The organism is Mucilaginibacter sp. 320_HR, assembly GCF_059691875.1.
In genome coordinates, this window is the sequence record NZ_JCAWAI010000002.1 from 194,016 (window position 1) to 209,311 (window position 15,296).

Consider the following 15,296-nt stretch of genomic DNA (forward strand, 5'->3'; position numbering starts at 1 on the left):
ACGCTACAGACATGAAAAAATTTAATATCAATAAAATATACGTTGCCTTGCTGCTGCTTTCGGCAACAGCTTGCAAAAAGCTCGATTTAGCGCCCACCGACGCCTTTACAGACGGCAACTACTGGACAACAACAGAGAAAGCCAATACTGTACTGAACCGCGCTTATCAGCAAATATCAAACAGTGGCTACTTCTTTTCACAAGAGGCAATGTCTGACAATGCTTACAATGGCCGGGGCGACAATAACGGCGTTGCATCTTTGGCAGCCGGCACCTATGATGCTTCACTGGGCCGTTTTAAACAGGAGTGGAGGGACCATTATTCCGGTATAAAAACCTGTAATATTTTCCTGGAGAATGTTGATAAGGTAACATCAATGGACGCCAATTTAAAAGCAAGAATGAAGGCTGAAGCCCGATTTGTACGTGCATGGCATTACTTTATTTTAGAAACTTTCTGGGGCGATGTCCCTTTGGTTGAAAAAGACCTTTCTATAGAAGAAGCTAAGGTTATATCACGTACACCTAAGGCGGACGTTGTGACCTTCATATTAAAAGAACTTGACGAGGCTGCGGCAGCCCTGCCGGTAAACACCGCGCTGGCAGAAGGCGACCGCGGCCGTGCTACCAAGGGCGCTGCTATTGCTCTAAAAGCAAGGGTGTTGTTGAATGACAACCGCTGGAGCGATGTGGTTGCCGAATGCGAAAAGCTAATTGGTAACAATACCAATGGCACTTACGCTTTATTCAACTCTTACGAAGGATTGTTCTTACCACAAAACGAGTACAATAGCGAGGTGATGTTTGATCTTCAATACATTCCGCCATCAGCAGGTAACAGGTCATACTCGGACTTTAGGGACATGGCACCAATTTCGGTAGGGGGCAGGCTAAACGCCATAGCGCCAACGCAAGAATTGGTAGACAGCTACCTGATGCTTAACGGTAAAAAGCCAGGCGAGTCTGGTTCTGGTTACGACGAGAACAACCCTTATGTAAACCGCGACCCACGCTTAACCAATACAGTAGTATATCACCTTTATAAGTGGAAAAACCGTGATAACAGTCTGAAGACGATATACACCAAGCCGAATACTGATCCGGATCCTTCTCACTTTGACGAGTATTCCCCAGGTGCAACATCATCGCCAACAGGTTATTACACGCGCAAATATTTCGATCCTACATCTAACGTAGCTGATTTTGGCTCAGGCTTAAACCTTATTCTGATCCGCTATGCGGACGTGTTACTGATGTATGCTGAAGCTAAGAACGAGCTTAACCAAATGGATGCCGGGGTATGGGATAGAACTATGAAGGCTATCCGCACTCGTGCTGGCTTTACTGATGCCGCTGCAGTTAATTTTCCTGCAGCAAACCAGTCAGAGCTACGCAGTACAATACGCAATGAGCGCCGTGTTGAGTTTGCTATGGAAGGCCTGCGCATATTTGATATTCGCCGCTGGAAAATTGCAGAAAACGTACTAAATGGTTGGGCACATGGTGCCAAGTTTGGACCCGCTGGCATAGACAATGGTTACATACGCGCCAACCTGCGCACGTTTGATGCCGGCAAAAACTACCTGTGGCCTGTACCTCGGGACGAAAGAGCCATTAACCCCAATCTTTCACAAAATCCGGGTTGGTAATTAGATAATAGTTGTAGAAAAATTTATAATCAAATAAGATCATGAAAAATATTTTTTATAGCCTGCTTGCAGGTATAGTTGCAATGCTTGTAATAACAGGCTGCAAAAAAGATAAAACGTTAAGCAGCACTAATGTATCTGCAGTCAGTAATCTGTTTTTACCGGAAAATGCTAAGTACATTAAAATAGTGTCAGGTGCAGCAGGGTCGGTAGCATTTGAGTGGGAGCAAGCTCATGCAGAAGATAATGGCTTGGTGCTTTATGAAGTTGCTTTTGATAAAGAAGGCGGCGATTTCTCTAAACCGCTGTATTCAGTACCATCTGACGGTAACGGTTTATACAACAAACTTACCTTAACTTTTAGCGACCTGAACAAGATTGCGACGCTTTCTGGTGTTAAGCCACAGGAATCAGGTAAGGTAATCTGGAGGGTGATTTCATCAAAAGGTATTAATGAGGTAGCGTCTAAAGAAAGCCGCGTGATAGAAATAGAGCGCCCTGCTGGTTTCACTGATGTGCCTACTGAGCTGTTCCTGACCGGTACTGCTACTGAAGGTGGCGATGATTTAAGCAAAGCGGTAAAATTCAAGCAAACTGCGCCTGGTAAATTTGAAATTTTCACGTCCCTAAAAGAGGGAAGCTTTCATTTTGCTGATCGTATAACAGGTACCCCGGGTACTTATTCTTACGATGGCACCAAGCTTACAGAAGCAGGTAACACCAATTTCGCAGGCGCTACTAAAGTTGAAAGGATAGAAGTTGATTTTAACGTTGCCTCATATAAAGTAACGGAAGTAACTGCTGTAGGTCTGTGGTTCTCCGCTGACAACAAAATATGGTTTGATCTGCCTTATTCAGGTAACGGTACCTGGAGTGCAGACAACAAATCGATTGTTTTCCACCAGGAATCATGGGGCCGCGATGAGCGCTACAAATTCAGGTTTACATTCAAAAATGCTGATGGCAGCACAACAACCCAGTATTATGGTAGTGCAAATGCAGATAACAGCGCTGCAGACGCTAACACGCCGCCTACATACTACTACATGAAACCGGTAAACAACTCTCAGTACGATTACACCTTTAAGTTCAACCACGCCTTTGACAACAAAACGGCAAGCATTAAGGTGATCTTTAATACTACTGTTCCGGAATACACGCATACAGTAACAGGTAACTAATTCGCTTACTAGAGATGCTTGCAGGATTTTAAGCCTGCAAGCATCTAATCATCAAACATCAGTTTATGAACTGCATAACTCAACGAATAAAAAAAGCAGCGCTAGCGGGCCTTATCCCCGTTATGCTTACATCTTGTCTAAAAGACAAACCCTTTCCGCTGTATGATAATAAGCCCTCCGCAGTAATTAACTACACTTTTGCAGCTACGGCGGATACTTTACAAGATAAAACCTACGCAACCTTCCTGTCGGCAAACGGTAACTACTTTATACAAAGCAGCGCAGGCAATACCAACTATAACTATTGGCCGCAGGCGCATACAATGGATGTTTTTACAGATGCATTCCTGCGCACTAAGAACGAAGTTTACAAGCAGCGCATGAAATCATTGCTGAACGGTACAAAGATCAGCAACGGCAATAAACTGCAAAACGAATACTACGACGACATGGAGTGGCTGGCGTTGTCAACACTGCGCGCTTACGAAGCTACCGGAGATGCCGATTACCTTGCTGCCGCAACCACCTTGTGGACGGATATTAAAACCGGTGTTAACAGCAACCAGGGCGGGGGTATAGCCTGGCGTAAATCACAGCTGGATTATAAGAACACACCAGCTAACGCTCCTGCCATAATATTTGCAGCGCGCCTATATCGCCTGCAAAAGAACCAGGCTGACCTTACCCTGGCCAAAGAACTGTATACCTGGTTAAAAACAACTTTGGTTGATCCTTCATCAGGGATCATATGGGATGGTATAAACGGTAACCATGATGGCCAGATCAGCAAAAACAAGTTCACCTACAACCAGGGCGTATTTATAGGCGCCGCGCTGGAGCTTTATAATGTAACAGGCGACGGCACTTACCTTGCTGATGCCGTGCGCACCGCAACAGCTACTATTAAAGACCTTGATATATCACCCGGTGGTTTGCTGAAAAGCGAAGGTCAGGGCGACGGTGGTTTGTTTAAAGGTATTTTAGTAAGATACCTTACACTGCTTACGCTGAAAGAAGATGTTGCATCTACCGACCGCGATGCTTACGCGAAGTTTTTAAAATATAATGCCGAAACTTTATTTGCCAAAGGTATCAGCAGGCCCGATTACCTGGTTAGTCCGGATTGGAAAACCAAGCCCTCGGGTGCAATAGACTTAACCACGCAAATAAGCGGGGTTACGACGATGGAGGCCGCAGCCACGTTAAAAGCAGCCGGCAAATTTTAAGTACTGAGATTGGGTCTTCCGGGTGAAACTTGCCCGGAAGATTTTTTATTTGACCCTACATTATCTATGAAAAAACTGTCGTTAACCGCGCTGCTGTGCGGTGCAATAGCTTTGAGCGCTATAGCACAAACTCCTAACTACAACTCCCGCGTACAAGCATTAAACAAGAACATCTATAGCAAGCTGTACGATGCTAAAGCTAACCTGTACCTGGAAACCACCGATGCCGCTACTAATAAGGGCAATCATTCGTTCCTGTGGCCTTTAACAGCATTGCTGCAGGCAGCAAACGAGATGGAAGTACTGGAACCTAAAAAGCAGTGCATCGCCCCTGTAATGAAGGCTATAGACCAGTATTATACTGATAGGGCACCAGCGCCGGCTTACCAGGCCATGGTGGTAAAAGAGAAAACAGATCCCCGCTTTTATGATGATAACGAGTGGATAGCCATTGCGCTGATGGATGCGTACGCGCGTACCCACAAAAAGGAATACCTGGAAACTTCTAAAATGATCTACCGTTTCCTGCTGACTGGCTACAACCAGGTGGGCGGAGGCGGCTTTTACTGGGAAGAAGGTAACCTGAAAAGCAAAAATACCTGCTCAAACGGGCCGGGGATTATAGTTGCCCTGCGTTTATACCAGGCAACTAAAGATAGAGCCTATCTGGACACCGCCATAAAGGTTTACAACTGGACAAAAAAGAACCTGCTGGCTCCTGAAGGTGTTTATTACGACGCGCTGAAGGTACCTTCCCTGAAAATTGATTCGACGTTTTATACGTATAATGCGGGCACAATGCTGCAATCCGGGGTGATTTTGTACAATATTACCAAAGACAAAAAGTACCTCACCGACGCCCGAAACGTGGCTGCCGCATCAGAAAAGGTGTTTCTCAGAGAGGGTAAACTGCCTGGTAATTACTGGTTTAACGCCGTTTTGGTACGTGGTGTAATAGAACTTTACAAGGTAGATAAAGACAAAAAGCAGCTGCAGTTTATCATCGATGATGCCGAGCACGTGTGGAAAGACGAGCGCGACGAACAGAACATGTTGGGTAAGAGGAAGATAAAGTCGCTGATTGACCAGGCCGCGATGATGGAAACTTACGCCAGGCTGCAGAAGTTGCTTTCGAAATAGCGTTTGCTGAACAAAAGTGTTTCGGGTGGGAGTGAAACAGTGTGAAACACCCGAAACACTTTTATTTATTAAGTGACTGATAAATAGCTAGTTGCAAAATCAGGCGAAACAAAGCGAAACAGTTTGAAACAGCATTTCGCCTATATGCAGTAGGGGTGAGGCTGAATTCCAGCGCCCCGATGTGCCAACTTTCCGGGCTTGCGTTTTTGGACTTTTGAAAAATGGATGCCAAAATGGTGATCCAAAATCTGCAAAAACCACACTTTTTAAGAGGCCGAAAACAACCCGTTGCCCCGCCGATGGTCCATAAAGCAGGTTTTTATAAAAACATGTTTTTCGCCTGTTTTTTAAAAGTTGGCGACGGACGTCAAACCACCACGTGAGAGCCAATTGCCGCCCGAAACTCTAAACTTCTAAAGTCAATTTATTTTATTCCCTTTTCCAGTTTCGCGTTCTGGCCGGCCTGGATGAGCCATGTGCCGTTCTTTTTGATGAGCACGATCATCCGGCGGAATTCAAATACTTCCCCCGGGTAACGGGTATCGTCAGAAAGGCCTGTCCGCACGTGGGCAATGGCCACGTCGGGTTTCAGGTATTGTATATCCTCAACCGCGCGGGTGTAGTAATGGCTCTGTTTAAAATAGCCGTTATGGGTGGTTCTGTAATGATCTTCAATATCCTGCCTGCCTATGTAGTATGCCCCAAACCAATTAACCCAGGTAGCATCGCTGCTGTAGTTGGCGGCAAGCGCTTTTGGGTCGTGCCTGTTCCAGGCATCCTCATAGTTTTTAACCAGCTTTCTTATAGCCGTATTGTTGGTGGCGGTGTCGATGTTTTGCCCGCGGGCCGACGACACAAACAGGCCTGATATACCGGCTATTAGTAAAATGTGGAGAATGCGTTTCATGGTGATAGTGGATGATATACTAAGATACACAAAACCTGTTTACAATAATCACTTACAGCTTGTATGAAATCTGCACAGGAGGGTAGAGCGTCACGCTTGCGGCACCAAAGGATAAGCACTACTGCTCTGTGAGACCGGTGCTTTCCGGCAGTGGTTCATTATCGAAGTATTCCCAATCGTACTGTATTTTTTGCATTTTAATGTAGTAGGGGATAATAATCAATAGCTCCAGCCTTAAGCTAAAGTGGCGAACACCTTCCTGGGGTACAAACCAGGAATAAATCATGGCGAAACAGCACACAACAATGCTCAGTACTGCATCCACCTGGGCAACTTTAACTGCCCATGTTTTTTCGGTCCATAAGCCAACAGCAACTACTGCTTTAAACGCGAAAAGGATGACCAGGAACACCCCGGTTATGGAAAGCGGATCATAAGTGCTGATGCCGAGCAAAGAAAGTTGAAATTTATAGTTTAGTATGCCTAATATGATTGATACGGGCACTGCCGCGCCGAATATCAAAAACATCCACGTAAACACTAACACCCACCACGGGAGTAACTTTCTTCTTCTTGAAACGGGGGTTAGGGCGATTTGCGCACCATTGGGAGTAATATGCTCTGCAGACATTATGATAGGTTTAACTCTTTAAAAATATAAAAAGTTAGTGAATTCCTGTTAGGCGTTTATAGCGGCTGTTAGCTGCCGCTGCTTCGGGTGACCTTTCCACAGCAGTAGAAACAATATTTGTTTCTATATTTATCAATGCTGAACCTCACAATAGAAAAGTCCGGGTATATTATTACTCATTATAGCGAGTTGTTGACCTTGATGGAGACGAAAGCATTAAGGCACCACAGATCTACCCTGAAACTCGAGGATAAAAATGATGTCCGGCGAACAAGTTTATATCTAAGAATTGGGTGGTTAAGTGATGATCCTCTTGTATTGGATCATCTTGAGAAAGGTTATAATCAATTTATATTGAACTGTGCCGAACGTATTCTGAAAGACAACCCTGACAAGGTATATTTTAACCTATGCCCGGTCTGTAACAAACTCGCACTGACACCGCAAGCAAAACAATGCAGGTTCTGTGGGCATGACTGGCATTGATAATCCACCAGTGAGGACGTGTACTGTAGCAAGAGCTAGTCAAATAAGCAAGATATAGTCTTATTTTATAAATCATATCTTATTATGAATTATATAGTTAACAATATTATGTAAGTACTTTAATATTCATATTTTAGCTTGGCTTATAAACCACGCATGCCTATCACACCTAATGTTTACCAAATCAACAAAGAGCATCACGAGTTACAGAACTTAGATACTCTAGATATCATTAAAAAAATCGTTGATAAAGGTCGGATCAAATTTCAATTTGAGCAGGTTTTTGATCCTAATGAATTATCGACTTTTCAGCGGGGGAATTTTACTTATTATCTTTTTTTGCTGAATGCACGTGAGCATAACTCTGATTGGTCAGAATTTTTGCCTGAAGAACTGACTGCTGACAATGATTTTACGCAGCAGAAATTATCATTGTTACTATTTATTAAGACCGAATTCCAGCTATTTGTTGTTGTTGGCGGCAGCGCATTTATGTTGATTATCCCCTATATAGATCATTCTTTTGGTATTACAGCTTATGACCGGATTGTCGAGCCAGAGTTGGATGAATTAACATCGATTCGAACGCGAGGAATTACTGGACTGCGAATCGGTATGAATGAGCAGTTCCGCAACGAATACCGCATTATTAACTTCACCAGATTTGGTAAACTACCTAAAGAAATTCATGTTAAACTTTGCCGTAAATCAACTGATATTTATTTTGCCCGACTAAAAAGTAACGAAAGAGAAAGACTACACTTGACGGTTGGTGCTGGTTTCAAAATTGGGAAAAACTTCGATTTCGATGGCTTGCATAAACTAATTGAGGATTTAACGATTGTTGCTACTCAGCCGCCACAGGAATATTTAAGCTCCTATAAACCAATCACCGACAATAAAGAGATCTATGAGCTGCGTAAACTTTTAATTCGAAAACTTTACAATAACCTTGCCGTCATATACAATGGTAGCCGCTTAGTCACTGACCGTTTTGATTTCGATTTCTGCAATCCTAACCGTATTGACCTTTTTTATGAAGCAGAGACTTATGTACTTAAAGAAAAAACTGAAGAAAAGGGTTATAAACCATTTGATAAATTAAACAATCGTGAGGATATTTTCCGCCGGGTGATGGACCAGGCAGTTGCAAGAGTTGGAATAAATGATGAATATAAATTTGGCGAATACCTTTGGGGCGTTCATATTGCCGCAATGAAAGGAGATAAGACTACTACGAGTTCTAGTTTTTTATTCCATTTTAGTGCGGAATTTACTTTTAAAAACAATCCTGTTTTTCTTATTGATGCCAATTGGTATTTTGTAAAAGAACAATTTATCAAAGATTTAATTAGCAATGCGCAACACATTTTCCGCCTTTATCGCGCAAAATCTGGGATACTAAAATTTTACTGGAATAAAGACCAATTACCACACGAGCGGCAATATAATTTTTTGTATGATTCTGAAGAGGGCTATATCGTTTGTGACGCCTTGATTGTTGATGGCGTGGAACTTTGTGACGTCCTACACTATGACAAAAAGAACCTCTATCTTTGTCATGTTAAAGCTGGGTTTAACTCGAAGGTGCGGGAATTAACTAATCAAGTACTCATTTCCGCCCGGCGGTTGAAAGAAGCGACTAATGGCAAGGATAGCAGTTTTCTAGATCGTTTCTATGATAAACTTAGTAGTTCCGATCGGAATTTCGATGATCTTACCCTTAGTAAGTTTAAGGGGTTATTTAAAAAGAATATTCATTACGTTATCGCGATTGCTTCTACATTGACTGAAGACCTACCAATTGATGAACACATGGACAAATACGATTCTAATATTGCGAGGTTCTCTCTTATCCAATGCTCCCAGGAAATGACTGCTAATTACTTCCCATTGTTCGTTCACCAAATTTTTAGAAATGATAATAGTCTTTCTTCAGAATCTTGATGTTTGGTTTTGGCAATTATCGTCTATTCGGTAAGGTAAGGGTTGTTCTTGATAGCAAGTGTGTTGGTGAGCCTTTACCTATTCGAGCCCGTCATATAATGTATTGAAAATATCTATCCACATCAGTAGCACACACCCCCGCTGGCGCAAGTATGCAGCGTGGGCCAAGGCGTGGCGTACTTTTGCCTGTCTAACTTTGTACTTTACTACCATAAGCAGATAGTCTATTGTACTTACGTTATGATGTGAGCAGTAAGTTTAAATTTAATGATTAGGGAAAGCTATACTTTATAACTTTGGCGGTTGTTAGGTGGTTTGTTTCACGGCTTAATTTTATTTGATGCCATTCGGACATTTAATATAAGTCACAAGTACTCGGCCCACAGTCTTGCGCTGCATACTTGCGACAGCGGAGATCGATTTACCTATCGCTCTTTTTGCAGCAATCGGCGTCCCAACGGGGCAAAAAAGCACAAAACTGAAACAACTAACAAAAGCCAATTATTACTCGTTTGAAAAACTACTTTACCCACGATAAAACAAAGGCCGAAAAGGACTAAAAGCATGACGCCTGCAATCAACTTCCGCCTCCATTTTAGCCGTTTATCTTTTTTTAACCTGGCTCTGAAATGCAATTCATCCAATTCCTCTGCACGCGCTTCTTCTTCCTTTAGCAACTCCAATACCTGCTCGTTAACATCAGCCCATTGGTTGTAATTATTAAGTGTGAATGCTTTATAGATGGACAGAAAATTTATCAATTCTACTTGCAGCTGCGTTAAATCGGGTAAATAAAAGATAACATATTCACCAAAATTGTAAATGGTGCTATTCTCAAAAGCGGTTAGTTTTAGCGGCGAATAAAGGCTGCCCACTAACGCCGCTATATTTTCTACTTCGTTAATATCATAAATAGGTTGCGTGTGGTATATGTGGCCTAAAAGCGCCCTGATATCTATGGGATCATCCGTCGGTTCTACATGCTTGTTAAACACTTCAACAAGGCCATTAATGTCGCGACTAAGCGAGATCTCAATTAAAAAATAGTCAGGTTCATCTGCCTCCTCAATACGCTGATCAGCCCACGCTACAATTTCGTCTTTAGATATCACCCCACGTATAAGCCCATCGCGAAATGCGCTGAGCAGTAGCTTAAGATCTTGCACCTGTGGAGAAGATGTCATTATAATAGTTGTTCCCGGTTTATGTTCCTAATATACTTAATCTTCCGGTTTACCCCTCCGCTGGCGTACGCGTGGCGCGTGTGTCTCAACAGGAAATGTAAAAGCTTTAATCGATAAGCACGAGTGTGTCGAATTGCTGGTACCTGTGTTTGATGATACTGTCTAAGCTGTAGTTTGCTTTAGTGCGTGTAGTATCAAAATTGTTAAATTTATAAATATGCACGATCTTGTTTGCAGTTGCAGTATCGGGGTTTCTTTGGTACAGATCACATAAACAAAGCGCAAAGCGATTTTGATTTACCCGGTAAACGTCGGCTTCCATACCGTCAATACCATAGTTAAAGTTAATTGTGCAACTCTTGTAATTGAAAGCTTTATTGCTTCTATAGCGTATTTCTGGAAGAATTACAGTAAGCACCGCAACAATAACTGCGATGATGCCAACTACCAATATTGTTGTTTTTCTCTCTTCCATAGCTGCGTACTTTATGTTTAATATTAAAATATGCAATAAGTAACCCACTTTTTGAAGGCATGTTAAGGTTATTGCACCAATGGCCGCCCGTTTAACGTCTGAATTAATACCAGCACGGCCAGCAGCGCGTAAACAGCGCCAAACAGTAGCGTAAAGCGCACGTTCTTTAGCAGATAAAAGGCTACTAGGGGCAGGAGTTGTAATGCATGCATACCTACGAAGTGGGCTATACGAGGGTCGCCAAACTGGCGGCTCCAGTTCAGGAAGGGCAAGCCGCCGCCGGTGTCGGTGCCGCAAATAAAGCAGCAGCTGGCCAAAACGCTGGCCAATTACGAAACCGCCAAGCCGATATGGATGAACCCGACGATAACGCCGCTATACCGCAACCTTAAGCGACATGCGCTTGCTCATTACTTTTTGTATCAGGACCTGTAATTTAGATTTGTAATCGTCGCGAAGCCACTCCAGGTAGTTCTTGGTTACTTTGCCCAGGCATTTTCCGTATTGTTTTACACGCCAGTCAATCTCTTTATCTAGTTCGCCGGCCAGTGTCAGTGCTTCGGTAATGGTCTCGGCATTATCGGCACACATCTGAACGTGTTGCTGAATAGAGGCGTTGATAACAGTGCTTGCTTTTTGATGACTATCCATTGCCTCCTGGTAAGCCGTCTGGATGTCAAAAGACAACTCCAGGCTATTCGGGAACTTTGATCGCATTTCAGAAGGCATGCTGTGCGCATCGTGGCTGGTTTGGCAGTGGATGCTTTCGCAATACTCTTCGGGCTTGTCAAACACGTACTGCCAGTCAACGGTGGAGTTCCAGGCCCCAAACCGTTCTGTATTATTGCCCAGGTCTATAATGGTGAAGTTCTTCTTGTTCGGCAGCTTTCGCGATCCGCGGCCAATCATCTGGTGGTATAATGTTAATGAAGTAGTAGCTCGGTGTAGTATTACGGTTTGTATGGTTGGCTCATCGAACCCGGTTGTTAAGATAGATACAGAGGTGAGTATAGCACCGCGGGTTTTCTTCAGCCACTTTAATATTTCCTCACGTTCGGCCGCAGGGGTTTCGCTGTCAAGGTGGCGGGCAGGGTAACCGGCATCGTTGAACATTTTACACACCGCTTTAGAGGCGAAAATTCCGTTATTAAATATCAGCGTCTTCTTATTTTTAGAATGTGCTTCGTAAGCGTGCAGCAGCAGGTCCAGCATAGCCGGCGATGCATAAAGTTCATCGGAGGTGCTGGTCGTGAAGTCACCGTGAGTACCGGTGTGTAAGGTATTTAGTTCAACATCATACCGCCATATGGTTGGCTTCGCCAGAAACCCTTGGCTTATTAAGGCGCTGATGCTTTCGCCAATCACCAGTTCGTTATACGTGTCGCGCATAGGGGACGTGATGTCAGAGCTGTAGGGAGTGGCGGTTACACCTATAATACGGGCGTTGTCAAACTTGTCCAGCAGCTTTTGAAACGAGTTGTGATGTGCTTCATCTATAATCACCAATCCTATTTCATCGGTGTTAAAGACACCCTCGTTTATGCGGTTGTTGAGCGTTTCCACCATGGCTACATAGCAGCCGTAATTGTCTCTTTTGCTTAGCTTTTTTACGGCACTGTTAATAACCTTGTTCCTGATGCCCAGGCTTTTGAGGGTAGATGAGGTTTGATTGCAAAGCTCTGCACGGTGGGTGAGGATCATCACTTTTTGACCGTATTTACTTATAAAACGGTTAGCTATTTCAGAAAAGATCACCGTTTTTCCGCCGCCTGTAGGCAGCTGGTACAATAGTTTGTAATTGCATACAGCCTGTTCCATTTTATTGAACAGTGTATCAATATCCCTTTGCTGATATTCGTATAATGTTGTTGGTGTTTGTTTCGGTAACAAATTGGTAGTAATGTTCATGCTGGTTAGTAAATTACAACAATGCCTTAGTAGGCAGAGCACGTGTAACCTTAATCAAGAATTCAGCCAATAGTGGCGGTACCTGATGAAAGATCATTGAATGAAATTGCAACGAAGAAGATATTATTTCAGCATTGTATAATAATATCTATATTTGCAGCCAATTCCTGATTCGTTAACCATTTAATATCAAGGAATCATGACAGCGCAAATCTACATATTGCCCCTCTCGCTCATTGCCTAACAAGGCAGGCAAATTCTGTATTTTTCAGTTTTAAAATACCGGTTACAATAGTAGCCCTGCATTTTTTTGCTTGCCGATTTCCGGCTCGTTGAGCGTTCCTGAAAGGGTATGTCCTTAATCAAGGACTGACACAAATCAACATCAATTTAATATCACATGTGCTAAATACACATGCATGGCCGTGCCATGTTCATCCGGCGCGGCAAACATTTAACGAAGTATAAACAACAGCCGGGTACAGCTTCTATTAGCGTTATCCCGGCTTTATGGACATAACCCACATGGGCAATTTAAAAACAAAAGATTTGAGTAAGATTGGGTATGATAATGACCAGCTGCGAAGCCTGGTTATTGGTATAGCCGCTAAAAATTTCAAACACCACAGTAAGCAACAACTGCTGGACCTGCTGGTGAACATAAAAAACGATCCGGAGGCATTTCTGGACGATGAGCTAACGGCGAAGATAGCCGCAAAGATAATAGGTAAAGTGGACGGCCCTGCCTTTAAAACGTTTGAACTACGGCACGAACCTGTTTACTGTAAAACCTACGGTGGCAAGGGTATAGAGAGTGCTGCAAAAAAGCAAATGGAGCTTGCCAATTTGTTGCCGGTAAGCGTACAGGGCGCTTTAATGCCTGATGCGCACATGGGTTTTGGTCTGCCTATTGGCGGGGTGCTGGCTACAAATAACGCGGTGCTACCGTATGCAGTAGGTATGGACATTGGCTGCCGTATGGCATTAACTATTATTGATGAGGGCGAAGCTTATCTAAAACGTTATGATTATCAGATAAAACAGGCACTTAAAAATCATACCCATTTTGGTATGGAAGGAGGGCTTGATACCCGGCAGGAGCATGAAGTGCTGGACAGCCAAGTGTATAATGAGATAGGCTTTCTAAAACCATTGCGCGGGAAAGCAGTGCGACAGTTAGGAACGTCGGGCAATGGCAACCACTTTGTAGAATTTGGCGAGATAGAGTTGCTGGCTGAAAATACACTTGGCCTGCCTGCGAAACGGTATACCGCTTTGCTTACGCATTCGGGTAGCAGGGGCCTGGGCTCGGCAATAGCGCGGCACTACACTCAAATAGCTATGAATACCTGTAAACTGCCAAAGCATGCACAGCAATTGGCCTGGCTGGACATGAACAGCGAAGCAGGGCAGGAGTACTGGCTTACCATGACCCTGGCCGGCGATTATGCAAGAGCTTGCCATGAAAGAATACACGCTAATCTTTTAAAAGCATTAGGGTTAACTGCCCTGCACGTGGCAGAAAATCATCACAACTTTGCATGGCAAGAACAACTGCCGGACGGGCAAAACGTGATCATCCACCGCAAGGGTGCCACGCCTGCACATAAAGGCGAGTTGGGCATTATTCCGGGCAGCATGACGGCGCCTGCCTACCTGGTAGCGGGTAAGGGGAACAGTGAAGGTTTGTATTCCGCATCGCATGGTGCCGGGAGGGCCATGAGCAGGCAAAAGGCCAAGGACAGTATTACAGTTTCTGCTATGAAGAAACTGCTTAATAACGCAGGTGTGACCCTAATTGGCGGCACAGTGGAAGAAAACCCGATGGCTTATAAGAACATTGACGCGGTAATTAGTGCACAGCAATCGCTGGTGGAAATCCAGGGTAAGTTTTTTCCAAGGATTGTAAGAATGAATAAAGAATAACATGGAAAAGATGATCATACAAATTACCTCAGGCAAAGGCCCGGCAGAATGCTGCCGGGTTGTTGCCCGGGTACAGCAGCTAATGATGCAGGAGGCAAAGCAATTGGGGATAGACATGCAAGTGCTGGAAAACAAACCTGGCGAATTAAAAGGTACGTTGCTGTCGGCAACTATGATGGCTGAGGGTAAACACCTTTCCGGTTTTGTAAATGACTGGAAAGGCTCGGTGCAATGGATAGCGCAAAGCCCTTACCGCAGATACCATAAACGGAAGAATTGGTTTGTTGGCGTAGCAGCCTTTGATGTTAAACAATTAACGCAGTGGAACCCCAAAGATGTTAAGCTGGAAACTTGTCGCTCTTCGGGGCCGGGTGGGCAAAACGTGAATAAAGTAGAGACCGCTGTGAGGGGCACACATTTGCCATCGGGCATACAGGTGATGGCGATGGATACCCGATCTCAGCTCGAAAATAAAAAATTGTGCCTGGAACGGCTGGAAGCAAAGTTAATGCTTTGGCAAACAGAAACGTTGATGGAGCAACAGCAAAGCCAATGGCAGCAGCACAACATACTGCTGCGGGGAAATGCGGTAAAAACAATTAAGGCTGGATTAATTTAAAATATTTAGCTGTAGCT

14 protein-coding genes are annotated in these 15,296 nt (G+C 43.8%); 8 read left to right on the forward strand and 6 right to left on the reverse strand.

The features are described from left to right. Positions 1 to 11: 11 nt before the first annotated feature. From AC59GT_RS06455 to AC59GT_RS06475, 5 genes are all read left to right on the forward strand, one after another. The gene (locus tag AC59GT_RS06455) at positions 12 to 1,649 is read left to right on the forward strand and encodes a RagB/SusD family nutrient uptake outer membrane protein (protein WP_497236857.1); all 1,638 of its coding nucleotides are present in this window, start codon (positions 12 to 14) and stop codon (positions 1,647 to 1,649) included. A 41-nt stretch (positions 1,650 to 1,690) separates the two neighbouring features. Further along, positions 1,691 to 2,830 (forward strand): SusE domain-containing protein, encoded by a 1,140-nt coding sequence (locus AC59GT_RS06460; RefSeq protein ID WP_497236858.1) that lies wholly within the window; start codon positions 1,691 to 1,693, stop codon positions 2,828 to 2,830. 65 nt (positions 2,831 to 2,895) lie between these two features. Continuing rightward, a complete protein-coding gene (locus AC59GT_RS06465; protein ID WP_497236859.1) occupies positions 2,896 to 4,056 on the forward strand; it encodes a glycoside hydrolase family 76 protein in 1,161 nt (386 codons plus the stop codon). 66 nt (positions 4,057 to 4,122) lie between these two features. Next, positions 4,123 to 5,196 (forward strand): glycoside hydrolase family 76 protein, encoded by a 1,074-nt coding sequence (locus tag AC59GT_RS06470; RefSeq protein ID WP_497236860.1) that lies wholly within the window; start codon positions 4,123 to 4,125, stop codon positions 5,194 to 5,196. A gap of 221 nt (positions 5,197 to 5,417) precedes the next feature. Then, positions 5,418 to 5,579 (forward strand): hypothetical protein, encoded by a 162-nt coding sequence (locus AC59GT_RS06475; RefSeq protein ID WP_497236861.1) that lies wholly within the window; start codon positions 5,418 to 5,420, stop codon positions 5,577 to 5,579. Positions 5,580 to 5,620: 41 nt separating this feature from the next. Here the strand turns inward: AC59GT_RS06475 and AC59GT_RS06480 are convergent, their stop codons facing one another. Further along, complete coding sequence (locus AC59GT_RS06480) at positions 5,621 to 6,103, reverse strand: YybH family protein (RefSeq protein WP_497236862.1); 483 nt, start codon at positions 6,101 to 6,103, stop codon at positions 5,621 to 5,623. A gap of 118 nt (positions 6,104 to 6,221) precedes the next feature. Continuing rightward, entirely contained in the window at positions 6,222 to 6,734 is a 513-nt protein-coding gene (locus AC59GT_RS06485) for a hypothetical protein (RefSeq protein WP_497236863.1), read from the reverse strand. Positions 6,735 to 7,376: 642 nt separating this feature from the next. Here AC59GT_RS06485 and AC59GT_RS06490 point away from each other — a divergent pair. After that, the gene (locus tag AC59GT_RS06490; protein WP_497236864.1) at positions 7,377 to 9,167 is read left to right on the forward strand and encodes a DUF6119 family protein; all 1,791 of its coding nucleotides are present in this window, start codon (positions 7,377 to 7,379) and stop codon (positions 9,165 to 9,167) included. Positions 9,168 to 9,592: 425 nt separating this feature from the next. Here the strand turns inward: AC59GT_RS06490 and AC59GT_RS06495 are convergent, their stop codons facing one another. The 4 genes from AC59GT_RS06495 to AC59GT_RS06510 form a co-directional block, all read right to left on the reverse strand. Next, positions 9,593 to 10,351 (reverse strand): hypothetical protein, encoded by a 759-nt coding sequence (locus tag AC59GT_RS06495; protein ID WP_497236865.1) that lies wholly within the window; start codon positions 10,349 to 10,351, stop codon positions 9,593 to 9,595. Positions 10,352 to 10,457: 106 nt separating this feature from the next. Beyond that, complete coding sequence (locus AC59GT_RS06500; RefSeq protein ID WP_497236866.1) at positions 10,458 to 10,826, reverse strand: hypothetical protein; 369 nt, start codon at positions 10,824 to 10,826, stop codon at positions 10,458 to 10,460. Between the two features lie 68 nt (positions 10,827 to 10,894). Further along, positions 10,895 to 11,155, reverse strand: coding sequence for a hypothetical protein (locus AC59GT_RS06505; protein WP_497236867.1), 261 nt, complete (start codon positions 11,153 to 11,155; stop codon positions 10,895 to 10,897). Positions 11,156 to 11,201: 46 nt separating this feature from the next. Next, positions 11,202 to 12,734 (reverse strand): DEAD/DEAH box helicase, encoded by a 1,533-nt coding sequence (locus AC59GT_RS06510; protein WP_497236868.1) that lies wholly within the window; start codon positions 12,732 to 12,734, stop codon positions 11,202 to 11,204. Between the two features lie 510 nt (positions 12,735 to 13,244). Between AC59GT_RS06510 and AC59GT_RS06515 the strand changes: the two genes are divergently transcribed. After that, entirely contained in the window at positions 13,245 to 14,660 is a 1,416-nt protein-coding gene (locus tag AC59GT_RS06515; RefSeq protein WP_497236869.1) for an RtcB family protein, read from the forward strand. Between the two features lies 1 nt (position 14,661). After that, positions 14,662 to 15,279 (forward strand): peptide chain release factor H, encoded by a 618-nt coding sequence (gene prfH / locus AC59GT_RS06520; RefSeq protein WP_497236870.1) that lies wholly within the window; start codon positions 14,662 to 14,664, stop codon positions 15,277 to 15,279. The last annotated feature ends 17 nt before the right edge of the window (positions 15,280 to 15,296 follow it).